This is a genomic window from uncultured Bacteroides sp. (assembly GCF_910585845.1).
In the GTDB taxonomy this organism is placed as follows: domain Bacteria; phylum Bacteroidota; class Bacteroidia; order Bacteroidales; family Bacteroidaceae; genus Bacteroides.
This window is the reverse complement of the sequence record NZ_CAJUHF010000019.1, coordinates 25,898-50,901: the sequence shown is the minus strand read 5'-3', so window position 1 is coordinate 50,901 and position 25,004 is coordinate 25,898. Positions and strand designations below refer to the sequence as shown.

The following is a 25,004-nucleotide window of genomic DNA, read 5'->3' as shown; positions in this document are numbered from 1 at the left end:
ACGCTGTAATTTGGCTCTGCTTCTTGCCTTATCGGTTGCTGTTTAGGCTCAATTTTGGATTGCGTTTTCGGCATATCCCAACTTAATTGCTTATCAAGTTTTGAATAGCTGAACTGTCTGCTTACATCGGAAGCCTTGAAAGTGTAATCGTCTTTGGTAAAACTCAAGCCCTCATTGATAGCTTTATTGTATGCACTACGGAACGTGCGAAAAAGTAGGCTGATTGTAGTTTCTCTATTACCTTTGGAGCGTAGCCACTTCTCATACTTGTTAAGCCAAGCAATATCTATTTCATTAAATGGAATATCCAATTTCCCATTAGTGAAAACTTTGAGTGAATTGAATGAGCCTTTATAGATAAGACGGTTTCCACATTTATCCTCCCGTGTGTATTGCTCTATAAGTTCCTTGTAGAACATACTGACTGTTTTTAGCTCAAACTTTGTATTCTCATTATTGAGTAAAGTGGTGGTAGTGTATTCTTTTTGTTCGCTGTTTAGTTCCAACATGCGTTGTTGTAGCTCCCTTTGTTTATCCAAGATAATCTTTTGGATATATTCTTTATTAGGGCAGTTAGGCTTAGGTTTGTTTCGTGTGAAGTCCCAATATTTAGGATTGATGGATATGCCTAAACTTTGGTATTTACGCTTTCCTCCTTTAGATACTTGGAGCATCAATGGATTTTCACCATTGGATAATGTCTTAGATTTGTAGCAAACTACTGAAACACAGGCATTCATAATGAATTTTCGGTTTACATCTTGGTTTACATGCACCCTCTGAAACCACCCGAAAATAGACTTTCCGTAACCTGCTAAAAGCAGAAAGCCTCGATAGCTAATCACTTAACTATCAAGGCTTTCTTTATGAGCGGCAAACGAGGCTCGAACTCGCGACCCTCAGCTTGGGAAGCTGATGCTCTACCAACTGAGCTATTGCCGCATTACTTTCTTTAGAAAAGCGATGCAAAGGTAAAAGAAGTTTTTTTATAATCAAAAATAAAAATGATATTTTGCAATCACAAAAATGATTTTTTCATAAATAGTCTGTTCCAATCGGTTCTCTTTACCCCATCACACATTCTCAAAAGAACATTTTTTTCTCTGCAAAGGTAGTGTATATCCTACAAAAGAGTTATCTTAGCTGCCAAAAAATAAGAACAGCCTATCATGATTATCGAAGAACTGAAAAAACTATATCGCACATATACCGGACACGAACCGGAAGTCGTAAACGAACTCCCTTCGTCCGGTTCCAACCGCCGCTACTTCCGACTGACAGGCACACCCACACTTATCGGCGTCAGCGGAACTTCTATCGAAGAGAACCAAACCTTCTTATATATGGCAGACCATTTCCGGAAGAAAGGATTACCCGTACCGGAAGTCGTGGCTAAAAGTGAAAACAATACCCTCTACTTACAAGAGGATTTGGGTGATATGCTCCTGTTTAATGCCATTGAGAAAGGCAGAAAGACAAACGTTTTCGATGAAGAGGAAAAACAACTCCTCCATAAAACCATGCGCTTGTTACCGACCATACAGTTTATCGGTGCCGACGGTATGGACTTTTCATATTGCTACCCACAATCAGAATTCAACAGCCGAAGCATCCTGTGGGACTTGAACTATTTCAAATATTGCTTTCTGAAAGCCACCGGAATAGAGTTTCAGGAAGACCGGCTGGAAGATGATTTTCAGAAAATGGCGAATGTACTATTGCGCAACAGCTCAGAAACCTTCATGTATCGCGACTTCCAAAGCCGCAACGTAATGATCAAGGATGGAAAACCGTGGCTCATAGACTTCCAAGGTGGAAGGAAAGGACCCATTTACTACGATGTAGCATCTTTCCTGTGGCAAGCCAAGGCCAACTATCCCGATAGCCTGCGTCAGGAACTTCTGAAGGAATATATTGAAGCGTTGCGCCAATACCAGTCTGTAGATGAAACATACTTCCATGCACAACTGCGTCACTTTGTCCTGTTCCGTACCATGCAAGTGCTGGGCGCGTACGGGTTCCGTGGTTATTTCGAGAAAAAGCCGCACTTCATTCAGAGTGTACCTTTTGCCATTGCAAACCTGCGTCAGTTATTGCAGGAGCCGTATCCCGAATATCCGTATCTCTGCCACGTACTGAAGGAACTTACCGAACTGAAACAATTTGCGGACAGTTCGCAGAAACCTCAGCTTGTTGTGAAGGTTACCAGCTTTTCCTACAAGAAAGGTATTCCCGAAGATTCCAGTGGAAACGGTGGTGGTTTCGTCTTCGATTGCCGCGCTGTACACAATCCCGGCAAATATGACCGTTACAAATCTCTCACCGGACTGGATGAACCTGTTATCCGCTTCCTCGAAGAAGATGGAGAGATAACCACTTTCCTCGAACATGTCTATGGCTTAGTAGATGCTTCAGTAAAACGATATATGGAGCGGGGATTCACCAATCTCTCCGTCTGTTTCGGATGCACGGGCGGTCAGCATCGTTCCGTTTATTCGGCACAACATCTGGCAGAACACCTGAACAAACAGTTCGGAGTACAGGTAAATCTTATCCATAGGGAACAGAATATAGAACAAATTTTTGAAGGAGCTACGAGTTGCAAGTGACAAGTTACGAAGTTGCAAGTGACAAGTGACGAAGTGACAAGTGACAAAGCTACAAGTGACAAGTTACAAATAACTTATAAACTGAAACCATTATGAAAGCAATGATCTTTGCCGCAGGGCTCGGCACCCGTCTTCGTCCGTTGACCGACAATATGCCTAAAGCCCTTGTTTCCGTTGCGAGTAAACCTATGTTGGAACGCGTTATTCTCCGGCTGAAAGATGCCGGATTCAATGACATCACCATAAACATCCACCACTTTGGCGGACAAATCATCGATTTCCTCCACGCTCATAACAATTTCGGCGTAGATATCCATATCAGCGACGAACGGGGTGAATTATTGGAGACAGGCGGTGGAATCAAAAAAGCCCGCCCCCTGCTGGAGGGCAATGAGCCTTTCCTGATACACAATTCCGACATCCTGACGGATATAGACCTTAATGCCTTCTACCGTCACCATATAGAGAGCAAGGCAGACGCCACCCTGCTTACCAATCGCCGGAAAACATCCCGTTACCTGCTGATGGATAAAGACAATCGTCTCTGTGGCTGGACCAATCTTTCCACCGGCGAAGTGCTTCCCAAGGAACTTGATTATCCCAGTGATCATTATCAATTGCAGGCTTTCGGTTGTGTCCATGTCCTTTCCCCCTCCATCTTCCAGTATATGGAGAACGAACGTTGGACCGGCAAATTCTCCATAATCCCGTTTTACGTGGATATCTGTTCGCAAGCGCATATACAGGGATATCCCATAGATAGTGAGAACTGGTTCGATGTGGGGAAACCGGAGACACTGGCTAAGGCAGAGGCTTATTATAAATTTGTTTACTGACAGCATATCAAAGATATGCGAGACTTGAAATACATTATAATACAGGTTTCATACTTATCAGTTTTCCTTGTCCGTCAAACAGATATTCGTAATTGAAAGAACCATAAATGCGATATTTCCAGCGGATACTTCCATTCAGATGGCGGCTGTCGTCCAAGACGGCCGCGTGATATTTATCCTTCAATTCGATGACAAACTCTTTCAGCTCCGGTGCTTGATGTCTATAGGCAACAACCACCGTCCGAACATCCGGATAACGCTTCCGCAAATCATCCAACTCCACACGAATGCCATTTATTCCCCCCTGCAACCAGAACAACAAACACACCGGTTGCCCTTTTCCTGCGATATCCGAAAAGAGTAAACTATCCTTTTCCATATAGTCCACCTGCCTGAAATCAATAAAATCATCTCCTGGCACCAAGCAGCGAGTATCATCGAGCATACGTTTCAATCCCATCAATACCGATGTACTGTCCCGCATTTGCGGATTGCTGTTCTGATATAGCTTTTCCAATTCATCCGGATATATTTCCGCCCAATGGTCAAATACCATCCATCCCATAGCATTACCCGCATTGTCAAACACGAACTGACGGGTTTCTTCACGCGGAAATGAATCTTCATACCAGAGTTTCCAAAGACGCACATTCAGAGAATGAGGGTTAGTACTTTTATCCGGCACAGGTTTTTCCGTTGGAGCTACGTCAGTAAGCGTCAGCACTCCCCTTTCGGGATAGAAGAAATTCCTGCCATGACGATGCTCCATACCATAGATATGCAAGGTATCTTCTTTCCCGGAGAAAGTGACCCGGCCGTTTCTGATGACAGCAGAAGCCAAGGGAGCTTTTCCATAGTCCTTGTCACTTGTCATGAGGTCAGCACCATAACGCCAAAGATGGACCGTGTCTCCTTCGTAAGCCTCCAACCCGATACAATTCACAGTAAAAGTATAATCTGGTTGGCAACTTGCCATCACTAAAAGCAAAGAAAAGAATATCCAAGAACTGATTTTCATGGGACACAAACAATTAAATAGACAATGAATACAAATAAACAACCTTTTTCGGAAAGATACAAGCCAAGAAGCCAATTATCGGGAAACTTATTATCTACTGCAGAAGAAAAAAACTCCTATATGTCCTTCATATATCAATATTTTTAATCGAAAGTGTTTCGATAGTGGATTAAGCCTCTTCCCCCTTCAGAATACCTTCTGAGAGGGGGGATAATGAGTCAGGGACTGAAATGGTTTCAGTCAGGGACTCAAACCCTTTCAGTCCCTGACTCAAAGGCATTCACTCAGTGAGTTAATTCGGAACACTCAAAAAAGTAAGTTTTTCTTTGCGCATTTGTAAAGAAATAAAACAGAGCATAATACTAATCAGTATGCAAGTCATGAGATCATATAGGCATCAAAACTATGGTTAAATGAGGTTAAATGAAAGGACTGCGGAAGAGTATTGTTTACAGATATACCTACCTTTATAGCATAACATCAAAAAACAATAGCATAACATCAAAAACAACTGACTATGAAACCAATGAAATCCGCGCTATGGATATGCCTATACTTATGCGCCACAACCCTTATGGGACAGACTAAAGTGAAAACAACTGCCGAGAAAGTTACATTATTCATCAACGGTGCCCAAGTGACACGTACCAAGCAAGTAGACATCCCTGCGGGAACTTCTACACTCATCTTCACCGGATTATCCCCCTATATGGATGCACAAAGTATACAGGTCAGTGCCAAGGGCAAACTCACCGTTACAGCCGTCAATCAGCAATACAACTATACGGACAGCGCCTCTGTCAGTCAGCAACAACAGAGCTTGCAAGAAGAACTGAAAAAGACAGAGAAACAGGAAAAACAGCAGAAAGCCGAACTCGGACTGATTAATGCCGAATATGACATGCTGAAAACAAACTGTTCGGTCAATAACAAGAATACAACTGCTTCCTTAGTTACCATCAAAGAGGTAAACCAATACTACTCCGCCCAACTGAAAGCCCTGAAATCGAAAGAACTCGCTATCAACGAGAAGATAGAAGAACTGGCTCGAAAACAAGAGCAGTTGAATGCGGAGATAGCCCAGTTAAGCGGAAAATCATTAACTCCCATGAATGAGATTGCAGTAAACATCAATGCGCCCGCTGCCTGCAAGGCCACATTCACACTGAGCTATTACGTAAAGAATGCCGGCTGGTTCCCCTCCTATGATGTCCGTTCAGGCAGCCTGTCCGAACCTATATCCATTGTTTACAAAGCAAATATCTTCCAGAACACCAAAGAAGATTGGAAAAATGTGGAACTCTCCCTCTCCTCTTCTAATCCTACAACCGGAAACATGGCTCCGAAGTTAGCCACCTATTGGCTGGACTATGGGCTTTCAGCTCCCCAGTACGAACTGAATCAGAATGGAAACTCCGTTTCAGGAACAGTGCTCGATAATAACCGGGAACCGATTATTGGAGCAAGTGTAACAATACCCGGTAGCACTGTAGGTACTGTCACCGACATAGACGGCAAGTATTCCATCACTATCCCTAACGGAAAGAACCGGCTCCGATTTGCCTTCATCGGTTTTCAAACTCAAACCAAAGATATACGTGGAAACATCATGAATGTCGTTCTTCAAGAAGACACACAGATGTTAGATGAAGTCGTAGTGGTAGGTTATGGCAAAGCATCGGCATCCTCACTCAAACCTTCCACCAAATCCATCAAAAAGGCGGCTGCCATAGAAGAAGAGGTCAGCATGGCACTCGATGTCGAACAGACCCAAGGGCAGATGGGATATGAGTTTGAAATCAAAGTCCCCTACACGATTCCTTCAGATAACAAACCGGTCGTTGCCGAAATCGGGCATTATCAAATTCCCGCCGCTTATACCTACCAAAGCACTCCGAAGATTGATAAGGATGCATTCCTCATGGCACAGGTCACCGACTGGGAGAAGCTGCACCTGCTCGAAGGCGAAGCCAATGTCTACTTTGAGAATACCTTCATCGGCAAGTCCATCATGAACGTCAGCCAGCAGAGCGATACCCTCTCCTTCTCTCTGGGACGCGACAAACGCATCATGGTACAGCGCACGAAAGAAAACGAATATACTTCCCGCAAGTTCATCGGTTCCAACCAGACACAATCCATCGCCTGGAAACTTTCCGTACGCAACACACGCCCCGAACCTGTGACACTCACCCTTTACGACCAACTACCCGTATCGCGTAACAGTAATATCACCGTGACGGCAGAAGAAATCAGCGGTGGCACTCTGGATGAAGCCAAAGGCATCATTACCTGGCAAATAAACCTGCAACCTGGCGAACAACGCGAATGGTCTCTGCGCTATAAGGTGAAATATCCTAAGGGACGGATTCTGACCATAGAATGATCCATTGCAGCCCTTTGTCTTTCGCAGAATCACCCCCTCCAAGAAAGACTGAATACTGGCAACAAGGTAATTTTAATACTATTTGGCATATCATGAGAGTTGCTTTCGTAAAAATGCTGTATCTTTGTCTTTCGTATAATACAAAAAAATAAGAGACATGAAAAAATTAGCAGTGTATATGCTTATGCTCGTAATGAGCATCGGATACGTTTCAGCACAAGGAAAGGCTGATATCAAGTTTGACAAAACCACTCACGATTTCGGGACGTTCTCTGAAAAAGATCCGGTTGTGAACTGTGTATTTACCTTCACTAACGTAGGCGATGCCCCATTGGTCATTCATCAGGCTGTGGCTTCCTGTGGATGTACAGTTCCCGAATATACTCAGGAGCCTGTGTTACCGGGAAAGACCGGCACCATCAAGATCACCTATAATGGTACCGGCAAGTATCCGGGGCATTTCAAGAAGTCCATCACTCTGCGTACGAATGCCAAAACAGAAATGATGCGGCTCTATGTAGAAGGAGAAATGACGGCGAAAGACGCAAAATAAGCATTTTTTCTATCATAAGAAGAAGGAGAATTTTTCAATTCTCCTTTTTTTTTGTTTTCTTTGGAAGTTTTTTCATCTGTAGGACTATAACTTTATAAAAAACAAATAAGAAAACATGAAACAAGAAGAAGAAAAAATGGCCGCTTTACCGGAAAACGCATTCCGTGAACTGAAACCGGGCGAAGTCTACAATCCTTTGATGAGCCCCGACAAGAAATATCCGGAAGTCAACTTATGGTCTGTCGCTTGGGGTATAGCTATGGCTATCCTCTTTTCGGCAGCAGCGGCATATCTGGGACTGAAAATAGGTCAGGTATTCGAAGCTGCCATACCTATCGCAATCATTGCAGTCGGAGTATCAAGTGCAGCCAAACGTAAAAATGCATTAGGCGAAAATGTCATCATCCAATCGATTGGAGCAAGTTCCGGCGTTATCGTGGCAGGTGCCATCTTCACCCTACCTGCACTATACATCCTGCAGGAAACCTATCCGGAGGAAATCACAGTCACTTTTACCCAAGTATTCATCAGTTCGCTCCTGGGAGGTATATTAGGTATACTCTTCCTCATCCCGTTCCGTAAATACTTTGTCAACGACATGCATGGCAAATACCCGTTCCCCGAAGCCACAGCCACCACACAGGTGCTTGTATCGGGAGAAAAAGGTGGAAACCAGGCAAAACCCTTGTTGATGGCAGGTATCATCGGAGGTCTGTACGATTTCATTGTCGCTACATTCGGCTGGTGGAACGAGAACTTCACTACACGCGTATGCGGTTTTGGAGAAATGCTGGCAGAAAAAGCCAAACTGGTGTTCAAGGTAAATACGGGTGCAGCTGTATTGGGTCTGGGTTACATCGTAGGATTAAAGTATGCTTCCATCATCTGCGCCGGTTCATTGGCTGTCTGGTGGATCATCATTCCGGGTATATCCATGATTTGGGGAGACAGTGTGCTGAACCAATGGAATCCGGAAATCGTATCTGCCGTCAACACAATGTCTCCTGAAGAGATCTTCAAGTATTATGCCAAGAGCATTGGTATCGGTGGTATCGCTATGGCAGGTATCCTCGGCATCATCAAGTCATGGGATATCATCAAAAGTGCCGTAGGATTGGCTGCCAAGGAGATGAAGGGCAAATCCGATGATAAAACCAGCATCAAACGTACACAACGCGATATATCCATGAAGATTATTGCTACGGGTTCTATCGTAACCTTGTTGTTGGTACTTCTGTTTTTCTACTTCGACGTCATGCAAGGCAACCTGTTGCATACGGTTGTAGCGATTCTTCTGGTGGCAGGCATCGCCTTCCTGTTCACGACAGTAGCTGCCAACGCCATCGCAATCGTAGGCACTAATCCTGTTTCCGGAATGACACTGATGACATTGATTCTGGCATCCGTAGTAATGGTAGCAGTAGGGCTGAAAGGTCCTGAAGGCATGGTTGCCGCATTAGTGATGGGTGGTGTTGTCTGTACGGCACTCTCCATGGCAGGCGGTTTCATTACCGACCTGAAAATCGGCTACTGGCTGGGAAGCACCCCCATGAAACAGGAAACATGGAAGTTCCTCGGAACCATCGTCTCTGCCGCAACCGTGGGTGGCGTGATGATTATCCTGAACCAAACGTACGGATTCACCAGTGGAAAACTTGCAGCTCCTCAAGCCAATGCTATGGCTGCTGTCATCGAGCCATTAATGAACGGTGTAAGTGCTCCGTGGCTGCTTTATGGCATCGGTGCGATACTTGCTATCGTACTGAACGCTTTCAAAGTTCCGGCTCTGGCATTTGCTTTAGGTATGTTTATTCCCTTGGAACTGAATGTACCTCTGGTAGTAGGTGGTGCCATCAACTGGTATGTGACAAGCCGCAGCAAAGATGCTTCCATTAATGCCGCACGTGGTGAAAAAGGTACGTTGCTTGCTTCCGGATTTATTGCCGGTGGTGCCCTCTTGGGTGTCGTCAGTGCAGCAATGCGCTTCGGAGGTATAAATCTGGTGAACGATGCATGGTTAAACAATGCTTGGTCTGAAGTACTGGCATTAGTTGCTTATGCATTGTTGATTATCTATTTCATTAAATCTTCCATGAAAGCTAAATAAACAATAAGGATATGAAAGCTATTTCATTTTTTGCAACTTTGATTATGACAACATTTCTATCAGTATCGGCTCAAAAGCCCGTTGAAATACCTTTATGGCCCAACGGTGCGCCTAATACCAATGGTCTGACCGGCGAACAGGAAGATCTGGAAGGAGGTCGCGTAGCCAACGTTACTAATCCGACCATTACAGTCTATCGTCCGGCAAAGCCCAACGGGATAACGATACTCATGTGTCCGGGTGGCGGATATGCCCGCTTGGCAATGAATCACGAAGGTCATGATATGGCGTCTTGGTTCAATACCCAAGGCATCACCTATGCAGTCCTGAAATATCGCATGCCGAACGGCCATAGTGAAGTCCCTCTCTCCGATGCGGAACAGGCTATCCGCATCATCCGCCAACACGCTAAGGAATGGGGTATCTCGTCCAACCGCATAGGTATTATGGGTGCATCGGCAGGCGGACATCTGGCAGCTTCACTTGCCACTCTTTATAGTAGCGAAGAGACCCGTCCGGATTTCCAGATTCTGTTCTATCCTGTTATCTCTATGATACCGGGCATCACTCACGGAGGTTCACGCACGAACCTTCTCGGTGAAAAGCCTACCAAAGAACAGGAAGAAGCCTATTCGCTTGAACGACGCGTATCGTCCCGCTCGCCTCAGGCTTTCATCATGCTCTCTGCAGACGACCGCGCTGTACCTCCCATGAACAGTATCGGCTATTTTCTTGCACTTAACGAACAGAAAGTTCCCGTATCCATGCATATCTACCCTACAGGCGGACATGGCTGGGGATTCCGCGATAACTTCACTTACAAGCGCCAGTGGACAGAAGAACTGGAGAAGTGGTTGCGCGAAGGACTTAAGTTCGAAAAGTAAGAAAAGGGCATAGCAGGCTATGCGACGAATGAAAAGAGGAAAACAGAGCGAAAAGAGATTCAGAAAAAGCTGAATAAAAAACTTTTTGAAGAAAATTTAAACAAGCTCTCAGGATTTATAAAAAGGATGTCGTACTTTTGCGATATCCTTTTTATTTATATTAAAAAACGAAAGAATGATGAAAACAATGATTACATTCCTGTTCAGCGCGTTTTGCATAGTTATGGCAAACGCCCAGACAGAAGACAAAGAGAATGCCATGTTGAATAATGGAATCAAATTCCTGGATATTCCTTATGTTGCCCATACATTGGAAGCAACCGATGGCGAAGAAGAACTGATCATCAACTGTGATGAAATGGACTGTACTACGTTTGTAGAATATGTCTTGGCATTGTCCCTCTCTCCTACGGAAGACGGGCAGGTGGCAGAAAGTGACTTTGCTGAGAAACTCCAGATGATCCGGTATCGTGATGGGAAAATAAACGGTTACCTGTCCCGTTTACACTATAATACCGACTGGGTAAACAACGGAATTCGTAATGGTTTTCTGGAAGATGTAAGTGCCGCCCATAGCCCGTACGCGAAGAAAATGGTCCTGACCTATATGTCTTCCCACCCGGAACTCTATAAACAGTTGAAAAACTCTCCACAAAACGTAGCAGGGATGAAAGAGATCGAAAAGTCATTGTCCGGTCAGGAAGTCTACTATGTTCCTCAGGACCAGCTTCCAGTCAACGGTCTGCCTTGGATCAAGAATGGCGATATCATTACCATCATCACCAATACTCCGGGACTGGATGTAGCCCACATGGGCATTGCATTCTATGTAGATGGCAAACTCAGCCTGTTGCATGCTTCCTCTAAAGACAAGAAAGTGACCGTTTCCAAAACTGCCTTAAAGCAGATGCTGCTAAAAAATGACAAATGGACGGGAATCCGGGTACTGCGGATGAGGAAATAAATCAAAAGAGGATAATGTCTGAATTAGAACCTGTTTAAATTTTGTTCAGCCTTCCTTGAGAGTTCTTCTTGAAGAAAATTTAAACAGGATCTAAAATACTTGAGGGTGTCAAAACTCCTTCTTTGAGAAAATCCCCCCTGCTACAAATAACTGTGGCAGGGGGGAATCTTTCAATCTGGGCATTATGACGCACCCTCATTTTTTGTGAAAAGAGAGTTTTGATACACTCTCTCTTCATTCATTTATGTATTTACAATCTCTTTCCAGAGAAATTATTTATATTCAAAGGTAACAGTAGAGCGTACATCTGTTGCCGAAGCAGCGATATAAGCCTTAAATTTACCCGGCTCAGCTTTCCATGCATGAGCTGCTGCGTCGAAGAACTTCAAATCGTTATCAGTAATGGTGAATACGACTTCTTTCTCCTCACCGGGAAGCAGTTCCACTTTCTGGAATCCTTTCAACTCTTTAACCGGACGAGGCACAGAAGCTTTCTCATCACCGATATACAACTGCACAATCTCCTTACCTGCTACAGCTCCGGTATTCTTGACAGTCAGTGAAACCTGTATATTGCCATCGGCTGTGATTGTCTTGGACGAAGCAACGGGAGTTCCATAGGCAAACGTTGTATAACTCAATCCATGTCCGAAGGGGAACAACGGAGTGATCTTATTCTTTTCCGCCCAACGATAACCGACAAAAATACCTTCATTATATTTTTCATCTACAATCTTGCTTCCGTCATTTCTGGGAACACCGGGATATTCTCCCAATTTGTGTGCACCGACATCGTTTAGTGCAACGGGGAAAGTAAACGGCAGTTTACCTGAAGGATTCACATCACCCATCAGAATCGAAGCAATGGCATTTCCGGATTCCGTACCCAGATACCATGCCTGTACGATGGACGGAACCTCCTTCACCCAAGGCATAGCGACAGCATTACCTGAAATGTTTACCACCACCAGGTTCTTATTGGCTTTTGCCAAAGCAGAGATAACTGCATCCTGTCCATAAGAAAGAGCTATATCTTTCCGGTCTGAATCTTCGCAGTCCTGATGGGCACTCTTGTTCAAACCGCCAATGAATATAACATAATCACATTCTTTGGCTACCTGCACGGCTTCAGCTATCAGTTCTTCCGGTGAACGTTTGTCCTCCAGATTCTGCCCGGACTTGACACCATTATACTCACCCGAAGGGTCTCCCACATATCCACGTGCGTAAACCACTTCTGCCCGCTTCCCTACTCTCTTCTTAATGCCATCCAACGGAGAAAGTTCATATTTCACCTTCAATGAAGAACTACCTCCTCCAACGGTCATCATCTTGACAGCATTCTCACCGATCACTGCTATCTTCTTCACTTTACCCAAATCGATAGGCAGGATATTGTTCTTGTTCTGCAACAATACGATACCCTCTTCGGCAATATGACGGGCTGCGGCAATGTGAGCCTCAGAACATAATGCACCGTACGGTCTGTTACGGTCCATCGTCGTGCGATAAGCCAGGCGGAGAATGCGACGTACTTTATCATCCAGCTCTTTGGTACCTACTTTTCCTTCTTTTATCAGTTTCAGATAAGGCTGTGCCAGATAATAGTTGTCGTATGCATTGCTTGCTCCATTTGAAAGACCGTTTGTCCAACTGCCAAATTCCAAATCCAATCCGTTGTGTATGGCTTCTTCCGTATTATGAACACCTCCCCAATCGGAAACGACCACGCCATCAAATCCCCATTCACCTTTCAGGATATCATTCAGCAGATATTGGTTATGACAGCCGTGCTGGTCTTTATAGAGGTTGTATGAACCCATAATGGACCATGCCTTTCCTTCCTGCACTGCCGCCTTGAATGCAGGCAGATAGATTTCGTATAAAGCACGGTCGTCAACAATCACATTGGTGGTGTGGCGGTTTACTTCCTGATTGTTCAGCGCATAGTGCTTCACGCAGGCTGCCACTCCATTCTGTTGTACACCTCGTACGTAAGGCACTACCATTCTTCCTGCCAGATAAGGGTCTTCACCCATATACTCGAAGTTACGTCCATTAAGCGGAGTACGATAGATATTCACGCCAGGAGCCAGTAAGACAGTCTTGTTGCGATAACGTGCCTCTTCACCGATGCTCTTACCGTAAAGCATGGACACTTCCGGATCCCAGGTAGCCGCCAGACAAGTCAGTGCAGGAAATGCTACACATGAGTCGTTGGTCCAGCCTGCCTGATCCCATTCATCCCATAACACTTCGGGACGGATGCCATGCGGACCGTCTGTCATCCAAAACTCCGGAATACCCAAGCGGGCAACACCCGGCGAACAGAACTTGGATTGTGCATGTGTGATCGCCACTTTCTCTTCCAATGTCATGCGATTCAATGCATCCTCAATTCTGGCTTCTACAGGTTTTGTTTCATCCAAATAAACGGGAGTCTGTGCCAATACATTTCCTGCAAGAATCACAGACAACGCTCCCGTAATAATCACCTTTCTCATAATCTATTATTTATTATTAAATGATTCGTCGACATTCAGTCCCAATGAACGGATATAGTTCACTTGAGGCAGATTGTTTTCACATTTGCTGCTCTCGATAAAATCCATCATGGCTTTGCGGATTACCCCCTGATCGGGACGTGCATCACGTATCTCCTTATAAGTGCCTCGCGGTGCTTCGGAAAAGGCTACCACCTGTTCCCAGTTTTCCGGCATCTTGATTCCCATGAAACAAGAAGAATCCTTCTTTTTATAAGGCCAGAATGTGTAGCCGATATTATTCTCTTCCATCACTTTACAGAAAGCGGCCTGCCATTCGTCCGTGTTATGACCAATCTCTCCCATATACATCGGTAGGTTCACGCTATCACGGAAATTGATGATCTCCTGTATAGCCTCCTTGGTAGGAGCACCTCCGTAACGATGGCAAGTATACATCAACTTATCATCATACTTGGAATCCTTGAAAGGTTTGAAGTTTCCGTTCCACTGTGCACCGCCCAACAAGATGATGTGGTTGTTGTCCACCTCACGAATGGCTTTCACAGCACGCTTGTGCACAAGTTCCAATTTATTGTTCAACTCTTCCATGTTCGCAAAATAGGGAGCAATCGGCTCATTTATCAGTTCATAACCCAAAATAACCGTTTCATTTTTATAGTAATCCGCTATTTTTCGCCAAATATAGCAAAATAATTGCTGACTTTCATCACTATCGAACAACCAAGGATAACCATAACTGTCATCAATGTTGTCACCAGTCTGTCCGCCCGGTGCGTCATGCATGTCCAAGATGAGGTATAAACCGTTGTCACGGCACCAGCTGACAACACTGTCCACACGTGCAAAACCGTCTTGATTGCTCTTCAATCCCATATAGTCTTCGTCAGTGAAAAGTTTGTAGTGGAAAGGCAGACGGATGGTGTTTGCTCCGGTTGATGCGATGAATTCCACATCCTTACGGGTGATATAATTATCCTTAAACTCTCTCCAGAACTCTGCTGTAAAGTCAGGACCGACCATCTGGCTGAACATTTCGTCGATAAAGCGGCCGGAGTTGGTCTTGCTGAATCCGAACATATAGCCTTCCGGATTCAGCCAGTTTCCCAGGTTTGTGCCTTTAATGAAAAGTTTATTACCGTCCGGAAGAATCAGATCTTGTCCGGATACGCGTACAAATGCCTCAGGAGCGGGTGCTTCTGCTTCTATCTGTGCTTCTTTGAACTGGCAGGAAGTAAATGTGCATGCCAGCAATAATGTTGAAAATATAAAATGTCTCATACTTAATTTTTATTTATTAACCAGTTATTTCTATTTCAATCAATTATTTCAATTTTAATCAATGCCTCGTCTGACCGCCCTCCAGCAAACGTTGACCTCAATCAAGCAATTGTCCCGATCGGAGTGATTGCTTCGATTGAACAATCACTCCGATCGGGGTAATCACTGTGGTCAATCAATGCTTCGGTTAATCTACGACCTCGAAGTCGGCAGAAAGTCCTTCGTCACTGTTTGTTCCGATCCATACCGTGAACTCTCCCGGTTCTACGACCTTCTTCATATCGATATTCCAGAAGGAAAGATCGCTCACAGGCAAATCGAATCTTACAGATTTTACCTCACCCGGTTGCAGGGTGATGCGCTGGAACCCCTTCAATTCCTTGACAGGTCGGGTCACTGTTCCTACTTTGTCGCGGACATATAATTGCACGATTTCTGTTCCGGCATATTTTCCGGTATTGGTCAGGTCCACTGTAACCGTCAAGGTACCGTCCTTTTTCAGCTTGCCGGCGGATAAAGCCATCTTATCGTAGCAGAAGGTAGTATAGGACAATCCATAACCGAAAGGAAATAACGGACCGAATCCGGCGTCCATATAGAAGGAGGTACAGCCCAATGAGGTCTGTCCGGCTTCTTGCGGAATGTCATCGATCAGAGTTTCCTTGCCGCTGGGAGCGCGTCCCGTATGATTGTGTGCATAATAGATGGGCAACTGTCCCACCATCTTCGGGAAGGTAACGGGTGTCTTTCCGCTTGGCACTACTTTACCGAACAGGATATCCGCCAATGCCGGTCCTCCCATCGTACCCGGATGGAAAGAATAGAGTACGGCATCCGACTTTTCCACTTCGTCACCGATGGTCAAAGGTCTGCCCGCCATAATAACTGTCACCAGCGGCTTGCCGATGTTGTACAGTGCGTCTATCAATTGTTTCTGAGCTCCACGCAGACTGATGTCTGCCAAAGAGTGCGCTTCACCCGAAAGGATTGCCTCTTCGCCGACAAAAGCCAATACCACATCCGCCTTGCGGGCAGCTGATATGGCTTTGGAGATTCCGTCCGTGCGCTTGTCGCGGCTGTATGCCAGTCCCTGTTCATAAACGATCTGGACTTTATCGCCATACATCTCACGCAAGGCAGCCAGCGGCGTCTGCGTATGAGACTTCTCACCATCAAACGCCCATGTGCCCAACTGGTCATGAGGCGCATCTGCCATAGGACCTACTACGGCTATTGTGCGGACGTTCCCGCCCAGAGGCAATATATTCTTGTCGTTCTTCAGCAGAATAGCAGACTGTTCTGCCGCTTCTTTGGCCTTAGCCAAATGTTCCGGTGCATAATTCACCGACTGTCCGGTCGCCACGTATGGAGCGTCGAACAATCCTAAACGGTATTTCAGGCGTAAGATATTGCGGACTGCATTGTCGATAGACTTTTCAGACACTTTTCCTTCTTTCACCAGTTTCTCCAGATTCTCAAGGAAAGCTCCGCTTACCATTTCCATATCCACACCGGCGTTCACGGCTTTCTCTGCCACTTCCTTACGGTCTTTGCAGAAACCATGCGGAATCATCTCCGTTGCCGACGCCCAGTCTGTCACGACCATTCCATCATAGTTCCATTCGTTGCGGAGCACATCTTTTAATATAAAGGTATTTCCAGTAGAGGGAACTCCATCGTTGTCGTTGAACGACGTCATGAAGGTGGCACATCCGGCTTTGGCTACTGCTTCGAAGGGAGGCAAATAGACATTGCGCAACGTACGCTCCGGAATGAAAGTGGAATTATAATCTTTGCCTGCTTCAGAGGCTCCATAACCTACAAAATGTTTGGCACATGCCGCAATGGACGTCGCATTGTCCAAGGAGTTTCCTTGAAAGCCCTTCACCATCGCCACTCCCATGACGGCATTCAGATAGGGATCTTCACCGCAGCTCTCTGCCATACGTCCCCAACGGGCATCCCGCGAAACGTCAATCATCGGAGCAAAAGTCCATCGGATACCGTCCGACGAAGCTTCAATAGCGGCTACGCGGGCTCCATCTTCCACAAGTTGCGGATTGAACGTAGCTGCCTGTCCCAATGGGATAGGAAAGATGGTCCTATATCCATGAATGACATCACGTGACATCAATACGGGTATTCCCAACCGTGATTTCTCTACTGCGATGCGTTGTAGCCGATTCACCAATTCAGGATCGGTTACGTTCAGCATCGAACCTATTTCTCCATTCTCTACTGCTACAGCCAGTTCGTCGACATTGCCCAAACTTACCTGGTTCATCTGTCCTATTTTCTCCCGAAGCGTCATTTGCTTGAGCAGGTTTTCTACCTGTACATCTACAGGAGAAGCGGACTCCTTCGCTCCATCGCAAGCCCAAAAGAAAGGAAGCAGGCACAGACCGGCTGAAATAATCTTCAATTTATGTCTCATGGTATCACTAATTTAAAATGGTATCATTAATTTAAAAAATAAAATAGTGGGATTAAGTTTAATAAGATTTTTATCGATGCAAATTTAGGGCTTGAAATCAAAGGCTGTATGGAGGAGTAAGAAGAAGAAGTAAACCCGCATAATTCATATTAAATTAATTATCATCCGATTACGATTATAAATATCCCTAATAAAGTAAACTGTAAACATCATATAAGGAAAGGATTTTCCAACTTTTCCCATAAAAAACGGCCTGTTTGCCATGCCATGTTACGACTTCTCATGTTTCAATCTGCTAAAAATAGAATAATCTCAAGAACCGTTCATTCTATAGGATAATCCGAAAATCAAGTTGCAAACGTCAATCTACGAAACAGGCAAATTCCTCCCATGAGATGAATAATTTCGTCTCACGAGACGGTTTCTTTTGTCTCACGTGACGAATAAAATGATCTCATGAGACTAATTTTTTTATTCCACGAGACGAAAACAGGCTCTAAGTCTACTGCATCTTTCCCAATGCCATAACAGCGCTGGCAAACTCTTCTTTGGCTATGATGGCTTTGTTTCTCATCTTCAACCGATTATTGTAAACCGTTTGCGGAGAACAATGCAAGAAATCGGCAATCTTCACACTATCGTTGATGCCCAGGCGCACCAAGGCATAAATGCGCAATTCCGTGTTCAATAACTGTCCTTCCTTCAACACAATCTGCGCCTCCGGTTGCAACAAAGCATTGAAATCACTTACAAAGTCGGGATAAACATGCAAAAAGATAGCATCGAAATTATGATAAAATTCCTTCAACTCATTCTGTGCCATAGCAGAAGTATCGGTCAACGCCTTGATAGCATCTATTTGTTGAGCCTTGACTTTACGGTTGATGTTCTTGCGAAATTCATCCAACTTGCTGATATAATTGGAACAGATGGCAAATACATAGCCGATATATTCCTCTTTTACATAATTGGATTCCCGAAGTTTACTATTCGTTTCTTGCAATTGCTCATTCAACGAATGCAGTTTCTCGTTTACTTCAGCCAATTGGGCGTGTGCCAACGACAGTTCATCTATATGCTTATTTAACAACCCGTTCGCTTCATTCAACTGACTGCGTGAACGGGAAAGGTTTTTCATCTGCCATAGAATATAGAGAATAGCCATTAGCAGAACGACAGACAACATGCTGACCAGAATCAAAAAGGTATGCAGACGGGCTTCTTGTTTCCGGCTGCGTTCCTGATAGGCTTGTTGGATGGCATCTTGCACCTTCGCAATGTTTACTATGCGTACTCTATTTTGGTAAAGTTGCGCATTTTGCAGGCAATAATTAATATAGGTATAGGCATGGTCTATGTCGCCCAGATTGAACAAGGCTATTGCCAGCTCCTCCAAGGAGGCAATATCCTTATTAGCCGTGCGTACATCGGCTATCCCCGAACATATCATGAACTTCAGGTAATTGTCCTTGTCGTCGGAGTCGCGGCATAAACATGCCAGCACGTAAGCATTCATTGCATCGCGGCGAGTATCTAAATCAGAAGCCGATACTTCTTTGATCAGTTCCTCCTTCACACTCTCCATCTGATCCGTCCTGCGGAACTTCCACCCCTTATACCATAAATAGAAGGGGTCTTGGGAAGTTACTATGGCATAGATGGAGTCTTGATAATTTTTCTCTTTCTGGTAATATTTACCATGAAGCTCTGCATTGCTTTCCCCCGAATATTGACCGAAGTGAGAGTATAGGAATACCATCTGACTGTAATATTCCACTTTTAGCTCTGGAGACAACAAATCACTCGACACGCTTTGCAGTGCATCCAATGCCTCTTTGAGCAATCCGGTTGCCGACAGCAGGAAAGATCGCTTGATTTTCCATTCCGCCTGCCACTCTTCTTTACCCAATCGAAAGGCGATATTCAGATTCTGCTCCACATACGTCATTGCGGAATCAGCGTTATAGACAAAGTATTCATCATAGAATCTCTTATTCAACCAGTAACGTTCTTCCAATGTCCTGACTTCCTTCTTCTGTTTATGCAGTTGGGCAATTTTATTTTCCTTAGCCAATATGAATGATTCCTTTTGAACAATCAAAGAGTCCAGTTTTACCAATAACGAATTGATTTCCGCATTAAAAGATATGGAATACAATGATAGAGGCATACATAAGAAGAATAATAGTAAAAGTCTCATAGTATTAATATTTGAACACAAAGATAAATCTTTTATTTAAATTCCCCGTACAATTTGCAAGATAAAGTTCCGAACATGCTGATTTTAGGATTCCCGAAAGGAAGAAAAACGATTCTCCGGAAGGAAAATGGAAACTGAAGTCTGGGAGGTCCGTATGAGCAACCGGCATTTCCAATGTTAAAACTGAATTTCTACCCTTGACAAACTATATTTCTAATTGCACGAGAATGGCTTGTTTCACCCCGATGGCAAGCTTGAACGAAAAGAAAAGAAAGAAATTTCGTAATCATCAGTATAACAGATGGATATCGAAATACTTACAATTATTCTAGAAAAAAGGAGGGTTTAAATAAGAGCATCGGCAGGCAGAAGACGCCTAAAATAGAGGTTTACGAGAGAAGAAGCAACCTTTATAGTCAAAACTAATAATCTTATCAGTCGTAACAAGTAATCTTATCGGCCATAACAAGTAACCTTATCGACCGCTATAAACATAATTACCATAAAAACAGGGGTAAAAATGAACCAAAACCGACTACGGATCACGCAGATTAGTGTATTTTTTTACTTAGACACGTTATAATCATGTCAAAGAATGTGCGCTAATCAGCGTAATCCGCAGTGAGCAACTTCATTTCGATTACTTCCCTCCATGTCGTCCGGCCGTCAGTCGAACCGGACTTGCCACTCCTTGTCTTTGCTGGCGGCGAAACACATCCTGATCTGTTCTGCCGTATTCTTTTCCTCAGCCAGCACAGGCAACTCTTCCAATCCGAAATAACGGCTCTCCACCGTTTCCAAGTTAGGTTTGAAGGCTCCGCCTTCCACCTCGCAAAGCATAAATACCTTGCAGACATTGTAGGCGTAAGGAGGAATGTTATGCAGGTTCCTGTCCTGTATGGCTATCACCCGAACAGCTTTCACGTCCAGTCCGGCTTCTTCCCTCACTTCTTTCTCCGTATTGGTCTTGATGCTCCTGTTAACATCCACCCAGCCACCCGGTAAAGACCAAGTCCCGTTCTTCTCCTTCACAAGCAGCACCTTGCCTTCCTTAAATATAGCCGCCCGGGTATCTAACTTCGGGGTTTGAAATCCCGTTTCATTGCAAAACAACTCCTTCACTTTCTCTACGGAAACCCCACTTTGCAGACTAAGTATCTCTGCCGAAATCTCCCTGATGCGTTCAAAACGTTCTATATCAAACGGATCTTTTGAGTAGGTCAGGCCTGCCTGGGCTATAAATTGTAATTCTTTGGCCCATTCAAGCCATTGTGGTTGTACGATTTTGTTCTTCATGATAATTGTAGTTTTGATTTTTATGATTTGCAAAGGTAGAAGAAACGGGCTTTTCAGCATTTACCCTATGTTAAAATTCTCCTGTTGCAATACTCGCATCCAGTTGGCTATATCGATATGAGACTGATATAACTCATTCAGGTTATCCACCGAAATGGAATAAGTTAGCGTATCTTCTAGAGTTTCCACATACTCGAATCCTGCCTTATGCCGATACAAGTCCCAAGAACCACAGGTCGCATCACCCTCCGCAGAGAACCATGTCGTTATCTCCTTCCCTTCGTGCAGGATGTATGCGCGCGTTATGCCTTTCTCTATAAAATAGACTTGCCTGTCGAAGCGTCCCGCCTGTATAATTATCGCCTTGGCAGGGAATACTTGCCGCCTAAAATAGCTTTTCATGATGTCCAACGAATGGTCCGAAACCGGATAGTATACCTTCATTTTACGTATGATGTTGTCCATAACCGATAATTCTTCTGTTTTTGCAAAAGTAAGCAAAAGAACGAAAGTGCGTTCATTTTCCATCAATTATGTAGAAACAGGACAGATAATAGAACGTGCAGACAAATGAATCAAGCTGCTCTGATTCGTATTCTTAACAAATAATCCGTAACTTTGTCCCCTGTAAGGAAACTTCTTGCGCATAGACGGTTATTCGCAACTCTTCATGATGCTGGAGATCACGATGCAAGGAATATTCTACGGTTTGGGAAGGACAGTTCCGCCCGCAATCATCAGCATCGTGCACAACTATATGCGTATTCCCATCGCGCTACTTCTGGTGCATCAGGGAATGGGTGTGGACGCCATCTGGTGGGCAGTAAGCCTGACAACCATAGCCAAAGGAATCACGCTCACACTATGGTTTATGATTATAAAAAGAAAAATATGATGAAAAAGGCAAATAAACTGCCTGAACATAACTATGAGATATCTGTTATATATTTAAATTTGCATTATTTGATGACAGAAACATATTAACTTAAAAAAAAGGAAAGTATGAAAAAGATGAAAATTACAGCACTTCTATTGAGTTGTGCTATTATGTTAGGAAGTTGCGGTACGATGAATAATACTGCAAAAGGTGGTGTAATCGGTGGTGGTTCCGGTGCAGCAGCCGGCGCAATAATCGGCGGGCTGATCGGCAAAGGCAAGGGCGCAGCCATTGGTGCAGCAGTCGGTGCGGCAGTCGGCACAGGTACAGGAGTAATCATCGGACGCAAGATGGATAAGAAAGCTGCTGAAGCAGCCAAAATCGAAGGTGCACAAGTGGAAAAGGTCACTGACACCAACGGACTTGCTGCAGTAAAGGTCAGCTTTGAATCAGGAATCTTGTTTGCCTTCAATTCTTCTACATTGAGCAATACCTCCAAGGCTTCCCTCCGCGAACTGTCTCAGATCCTGAAAGAAGATCCGACTACAGATATCGCCATCATCGGACATACCGACAAGGTAGGTACGTACGAAGCCAACATCAAAGTATCGAAAGACCGCGCATATGCCGTAGAGAACTATCTGCAAAGCTGTGGCGTGTCTCCGGCACAATTCAAACAAGTGGAAGGTGTAGGCTACAGCCAGTACGACGAAAGCATGACGGCAAGCCAGAATCGTCGCGTGGAGATCTATATGTATGCCAGCGAACAGATGATTAAGAATGCGGAAGCGAACAACTAAAACAATTGACAATTGATAATTGATAATTGACAATTGATGGTTGATAATTAGTAATTGACGAATAAACAATTTGGGATCATGAAATATTAATATAATATATCTGATTATAAATTACCGATTATCACCTACCAATTGTCAATTATCAATTGTCAATTGGTTCGTCAATTGTTCTGTCTATTGATAAAGTTTTTCTCCAATGAGTCTAAAGAAAATCCTGCGAGTTGTACGCAATCTGATATTACTATTCTTTGCTTCCACTATTCTGGCAGTGATTGCATACCGTTTTGTACCAGTTTACGCCACTCCCCTTATGGTAATTCGTTCTACTCAGCAGATATGCAAAGGCGAAAAACCGGTCTGGCATCACACTTGGGTACCTTTTGAACAAATCTCCCCTCACCTGCCCATGGCAGTCATTGCCTCGGAAGACAACCGCTTTGCCACCCACAACGGCTTTGACTTTATCGAAATAAAGAAAGCCATGAAAGAAAACGAAACCCGCAAACGGAAACGAGGAGCCAGCACCATCAGCCAACAAACGGCAAAGAATGTATTCTTATGGCCCACCTCCTCGTGGGTACGGAAAGGGTTTGAGATTTATTTCACCTGGCTCATAGAACTATGCTGGTCGAAAGAACGAATCATGGAGGTCTATCTCAACTCCATCGAAATGGGAAAAGGCATCTATGGAGCGGAAGCTGCCGCCAAATACAAATTCGGAACTACAGCCGCCAAACTGACTGCCGGACAATCGGCATTGATAGCGGCTACCCTACCCAACCCGATACGTTTTGATTCGGCACATCCTTCGTCCTACATGCTAAGCAGGCAAAAGCAGATACTGAAACTTATGAAACTCGTACCCAAATTTCCACCTGCGGAACAGAAGGACGTCCAGAAAGAAAAGAAAAAGGCTAAGGCGAAAACGAAGAAATAACTGGCCACTTCCCAGTTTAATCCTCAAACTATTACAGAATGAAGAAATATTGGCTACTCCTTTTGGTCTGTATCGTTTACTGCAAAGCGCATTCGCAACGTACTGAAATCCATACGCCACACATACGTACCGTGCAAGTCATTGCCAACAATGACTATACTGCTCCTGCCATCATATGCCTGGGCAATGATGAAACGGTAGAAGTCTCCTTCGACCGCCTCACGCATGATTACCATCGCTATCAGTATGTTCTTACCCATTGCAATGCCGATTGGACTCCCTCCGATATCTCCGAAACGGAATATTTGGATGGTTTCAACGACAATCCGATAGAAAACGCAGATATATCCGTCAATACTACCCTGCCGTATACGCACTATCAGTTCACCCTTCCGAACGATCAAGTAAAGTTGAAACTCTCCGGAAACTACCGGCTGACGGTGTACGATGAAGCAGAGGGCAAGGAGAAGCCAGCCTTCACTGCTTGCTTCAGAGTAATGGAAAAGAGAGTAAATGTGATGGCGCAAGTCAGCAGCGACACAGATATAGACCGTAACAAGACGCATCAGCAGGTCAGCTTTAATATTCAGCATAAAGGATATCCGATCCGTAATCCGCAGAATGAAATCAAAGTACACGTTCTGCAGAACAACCGTACGGACAATGAAGTAACCAGTCTTCAACCGTCATACGTAGGTACCGACCTATTGAAATATGAGCATAACCGTGCCCTGATATTCCCTGCCGGAAATGAGTACCGCCGTTTCGAAATGGTGAATACCCAGTATGCATCGAAAGGAGTGGAAAGTATCCGCTATCACAATCCCTACTACCACGTGACTCTCCTTCCGGACGAACCGCGCATCCTGAATTACAGCTACGACCAGGACCAGAACGGGCGCTTCGTCATACGTTACGACGATGCCACAGACAATGCGACAGAAGCAGACTACTTCTTCGTGCACTTCTCCCTGCAATGGGAAAAGCCGCTCGCCGAAGGAGATTTCTATCTGCAAGGAGCATTCACGTACGACCGCTTTAATGAAGAAAACCGTTTGAAGTATAATCCGGAGAAGCACGCATACGAGTGTACCCTATTGCTGAAACAAGGGGCATATAATTATCAGTACCTGTATGTGGCACCAGAGAAAAATTCGGGAAGCACATCGCCAGCGGAAGGTAATTATTATGAAACAGAGAATGAATATCTGATACTTGTCTACCACCGTGCTTTCGGAGAAAGATATGACAGGCTGATAGGGAAATGGAAAATGGAAAGTGGAAAATGGAAAATGAAGAGTTGGAAGTTTTAATTTTC

16 protein-coding genes, 1 tRNA gene and 3 pseudogenes are annotated in these 25,004 nt (G+C 44.5%); 11 read left to right on the top strand and 9 right to left on the bottom strand.

The window, feature by feature from the left end; genetic code table 11:
• Window positions 1-173 precede the first annotated feature (173 nt).
• Together QZ323_RS07415 and QZ323_RS07410 are read right to left on the bottom strand one after the other, a co-directional pair.
• Window positions 174-740 (bottom strand): annotated as a pseudogene (locus tag QZ323_RS07415) (phage integrase SAM-like domain and Arm DNA-binding domain-containing protein); the annotation flags it as partial.
• Between the two features lie 129 nt (window positions 741-869).
• Window positions 870-942 (bottom strand) — tRNA-Gly (locus QZ323_RS07410).
• Window positions 943-1,169: 227 nt separating this feature from the next.
• Between QZ323_RS07410 and QZ323_RS07405 the strand changes: the two genes are divergently transcribed.
• Window positions 1,170-2,609 (top strand): RNase adapter RapZ, encoded by a 1,440-nt coding sequence (locus QZ323_RS07405; protein ID WP_294633969.1) that lies wholly within the window; start codon window positions 1,170-1,172, stop codon window positions 2,607-2,609.
• A gap of 92 nt (window positions 2,610-2,701) precedes the next feature.
• Window positions 2,702-3,445 (top strand): nucleotidyltransferase family protein, encoded by a 744-nt coding sequence (locus tag QZ323_RS07400; RefSeq protein WP_294633968.1) that lies wholly within the window; start codon window positions 2,702-2,704, stop codon window positions 3,443-3,445.
• Between the two features lie 34 nt (window positions 3,446-3,479).
• On the opposite strand, the gene QZ323_RS07395 is transcribed toward QZ323_RS07400, so the two are convergent.
• Entirely contained in the window at window positions 3,480-4,463 is a 984-nt protein-coding gene (locus QZ323_RS07395; protein ID WP_294633967.1) for a hypothetical protein, read from the bottom strand.
• 517 nt (window positions 4,464-4,980) lie between these two features.
• Between QZ323_RS07395 and QZ323_RS07390 the strand changes: the two genes are divergently transcribed.
• The 5 genes from QZ323_RS07390 to QZ323_RS07370 all read left to right on the top strand — a co-directional run bounded on the left by QZ323_RS07390 (window position 4,981) and on the right by QZ323_RS07370 (window position 11,357).
• Window positions 4,981-6,849 carry a mucoidy inhibitor MuiA family protein gene (locus QZ323_RS07390; protein ID WP_294633966.1) on the top strand — a complete coding sequence of 623 codons (1,869 nt, stop codon included), beginning with the start codon at window positions 4,981-4,983 and terminating at the stop codon, window positions 6,847-6,849.
• Between the two features lie 157 nt (window positions 6,850-7,006).
• Window positions 7,007-7,402, top strand: coding sequence for a DUF1573 domain-containing protein (locus tag QZ323_RS07385; RefSeq protein ID WP_294633965.1), 396 nt, complete (start codon window positions 7,007-7,009; stop codon window positions 7,400-7,402).
• A gap of 115 nt (window positions 7,403-7,517) precedes the next feature.
• Window positions 7,518-9,509, top strand: coding sequence for an oligopeptide transporter, OPT family (locus QZ323_RS07380; protein ID WP_294633964.1), 1,992 nt, complete (start codon window positions 7,518-7,520; stop codon window positions 9,507-9,509).
• 44 nt (window positions 9,510-9,553) lie between these two features.
• Window positions 9,554-10,393 (top strand): alpha/beta hydrolase, encoded by an 840-nt coding sequence (locus QZ323_RS07375; RefSeq protein WP_294633963.1) that lies wholly within the window; start codon window positions 9,554-9,556, stop codon window positions 10,391-10,393.
• Between the two features lie 178 nt (window positions 10,394-10,571).
• A complete protein-coding gene (locus tag QZ323_RS07370) occupies window positions 10,572-11,357 on the top strand; it encodes an N-acetylmuramoyl-L-alanine amidase-like domain-containing protein (RefSeq protein WP_294633982.1) in 786 nt (261 codons plus the stop codon).
• A 272-nt stretch (window positions 11,358-11,629) separates the two neighbouring features.
• Here the strand turns inward: QZ323_RS07370 and QZ323_RS07365 are convergent, their stop codons facing one another.
• The 6 genes and pseudogenes from QZ323_RS07365 to QZ323_RS07340 form a co-directional block, all read right to left on the bottom strand.
• The gene (locus QZ323_RS07365) at window positions 11,630-13,861 is read right to left on the bottom strand and encodes a glycoside hydrolase family 3 C-terminal domain-containing protein (protein WP_294633962.1); all 2,232 of its coding nucleotides are present in this window, start codon (window positions 13,859-13,861) and stop codon (window positions 11,630-11,632) included.
• A 6-nt stretch (window positions 13,862-13,867) separates the two neighbouring features.
• The gene (locus QZ323_RS07360; RefSeq protein WP_294633961.1) at window positions 13,868-15,142 is read right to left on the bottom strand and encodes a glycoside hydrolase family 5 protein; all 1,275 of its coding nucleotides are present in this window, start codon (window positions 15,140-15,142) and stop codon (window positions 13,868-13,870) included.
• Window positions 15,143-15,329: 187 nt separating this feature from the next.
• Window positions 15,330-17,576 (bottom strand): beta-glucosidase BglX, encoded by a 2,247-nt coding sequence (gene bglX / locus QZ323_RS07355; RefSeq protein ID WP_294633960.1) that lies wholly within the window; start codon window positions 17,574-17,576, stop codon window positions 15,330-15,332.
• Between the two features lie 502 nt (window positions 17,577-18,078).
• On the bottom strand, window positions 18,079-19,650 hold the full coding sequence (locus QZ323_RS07350; protein WP_294633959.1) for a DUF6377 domain-containing protein: 1,572 nt from the start codon (window positions 19,648-19,650) through the stop codon (window positions 18,079-18,081).
• A 792-nt stretch (window positions 19,651-20,442) separates the two neighbouring features.
• Window positions 20,443-21,072, bottom strand: a complete 630-nt coding sequence (locus QZ323_RS07345; protein ID WP_294633958.1) for an NUDIX hydrolase — start codon at window positions 21,070-21,072, stop codon at window positions 20,443-20,445.
• Between the two features lie 72 nt (window positions 21,073-21,144).
• Window positions 21,145-21,537 (bottom strand): annotated as a pseudogene (locus QZ323_RS07340) (cyclic nucleotide-binding domain-containing protein); the annotation flags it as partial.
• A gap of 172 nt (window positions 21,538-21,709) precedes the next feature.
• Between QZ323_RS07340 and QZ323_RS07335 the strand changes: the two are divergent.
• The 4 genes and pseudogenes from QZ323_RS07335 to QZ323_RS07320 all read left to right on the top strand — a co-directional run.
• Window positions 21,710-21,967: pseudogene (locus QZ323_RS07335) on the top strand (MATE family efflux transporter); the annotation flags it as partial.
• Between the two features lie 107 nt (window positions 21,968-22,074).
• Complete coding sequence (locus tag QZ323_RS07330; protein WP_294633956.1) at window positions 22,075-22,749, top strand: OmpA family protein; 675 nt, start codon at window positions 22,075-22,077, stop codon at window positions 22,747-22,749.
• Between the two features lie 196 nt (window positions 22,750-22,945).
• The gene (mtgA, locus tag QZ323_RS07325) at window positions 22,946-23,686 is read left to right on the top strand and encodes a monofunctional biosynthetic peptidoglycan transglycosylase (RefSeq protein ID WP_294633955.1); all 741 of its coding nucleotides are present in this window, start codon (window positions 22,946-22,948) and stop codon (window positions 23,684-23,686) included.
• Between the two features lie 38 nt (window positions 23,687-23,724).
• The gene (locus QZ323_RS07320; RefSeq protein WP_294633954.1) at window positions 23,725-24,999 is read left to right on the top strand and encodes a DUF5103 domain-containing protein; all 1,275 of its coding nucleotides are present in this window, start codon (window positions 23,725-23,727) and stop codon (window positions 24,997-24,999) included.
• Window positions 25,000-25,004: the final 5 nt, after the last annotated feature.

What these genes read in the sequence shown, in the direction of transcription:
- QZ323_RS07405 (WP_294633969.1), top strand. Translation starts at nt 1,170, where the DNA reads ATGATTATCGAAGAACTGAAAAAACTATATCGCACATATACCGGACAC.
- QZ323_RS07400 (WP_294633968.1), top strand. Translation starts at nt 2,702, where the DNA reads ATGAAAGCAATGATCTTTGCCGCAGGGCTCGGCACCCGTCTTCGTCCG.
- QZ323_RS07395 (WP_294633967.1), bottom strand. Translation starts at nt 4,463, where the DNA reads ATGAAAATCAGTTCTTGGATATTCTTTTCTTTGCTTTTAGTGATGGCA.
- QZ323_RS07390 (WP_294633966.1), top strand. Translation starts at nt 4,981, where the DNA reads ATGAAACCAATGAAATCCGCGCTATGGATATGCCTATACTTATGCGCC.
- QZ323_RS07385 (WP_294633965.1), top strand. Translation starts at nt 7,007, where the DNA reads ATGAAAAAATTAGCAGTGTATATGCTTATGCTCGTAATGAGCATCGGA.
- QZ323_RS07380 (WP_294633964.1), top strand. Translation starts at nt 7,518, where the DNA reads ATGAAACAAGAAGAAGAAAAAATGGCCGCTTTACCGGAAAACGCATTC.
- QZ323_RS07375 (WP_294633963.1), top strand. Translation starts at nt 9,554, where the DNA reads ATGACAACATTTCTATCAGTATCGGCTCAAAAGCCCGTTGAAATACCT.
- QZ323_RS07370 (WP_294633982.1), top strand. Translation starts at nt 10,572, where the DNA reads ATGAAAACAATGATTACATTCCTGTTCAGCGCGTTTTGCATAGTTATG.
- QZ323_RS07365 (WP_294633962.1), bottom strand. Translation starts at nt 13,861, where the DNA reads ATGAGAAAGGTGATTATTACGGGAGCGTTGTCTGTGATTCTTGCAGGA.
- QZ323_RS07360 (WP_294633961.1), bottom strand. Translation starts at nt 15,142, where the DNA reads ATGAGACATTTTATATTTTCAACATTATTGCTGGCATGCACATTTACT.
- bglX (WP_294633960.1), bottom strand. Translation starts at nt 17,576, where the DNA reads ATGAGACATAAATTGAAGATTATTTCAGCCGGTCTGTGCCTGCTTCCT.
- QZ323_RS07345 (WP_294633958.1), bottom strand. Translation starts at nt 21,072, where the DNA reads ATGAAGAACAAAATCGTACAACCACAATGGCTTGAATGGGCCAAAGAA.
- QZ323_RS07330 (WP_294633956.1), top strand. Translation starts at nt 22,075, where the DNA reads ATGAAAAAGATGAAAATTACAGCACTTCTATTGAGTTGTGCTATTATG.
- mtgA (WP_294633955.1), top strand. Translation starts at nt 22,946, where the DNA reads ATGAGTCTAAAGAAAATCCTGCGAGTTGTACGCAATCTGATATTACTA.
- QZ323_RS07320 (WP_294633954.1), top strand. Translation starts at nt 23,725, where the DNA reads ATGAAGAAATATTGGCTACTCCTTTTGGTCTGTATCGTTTACTGCAAA.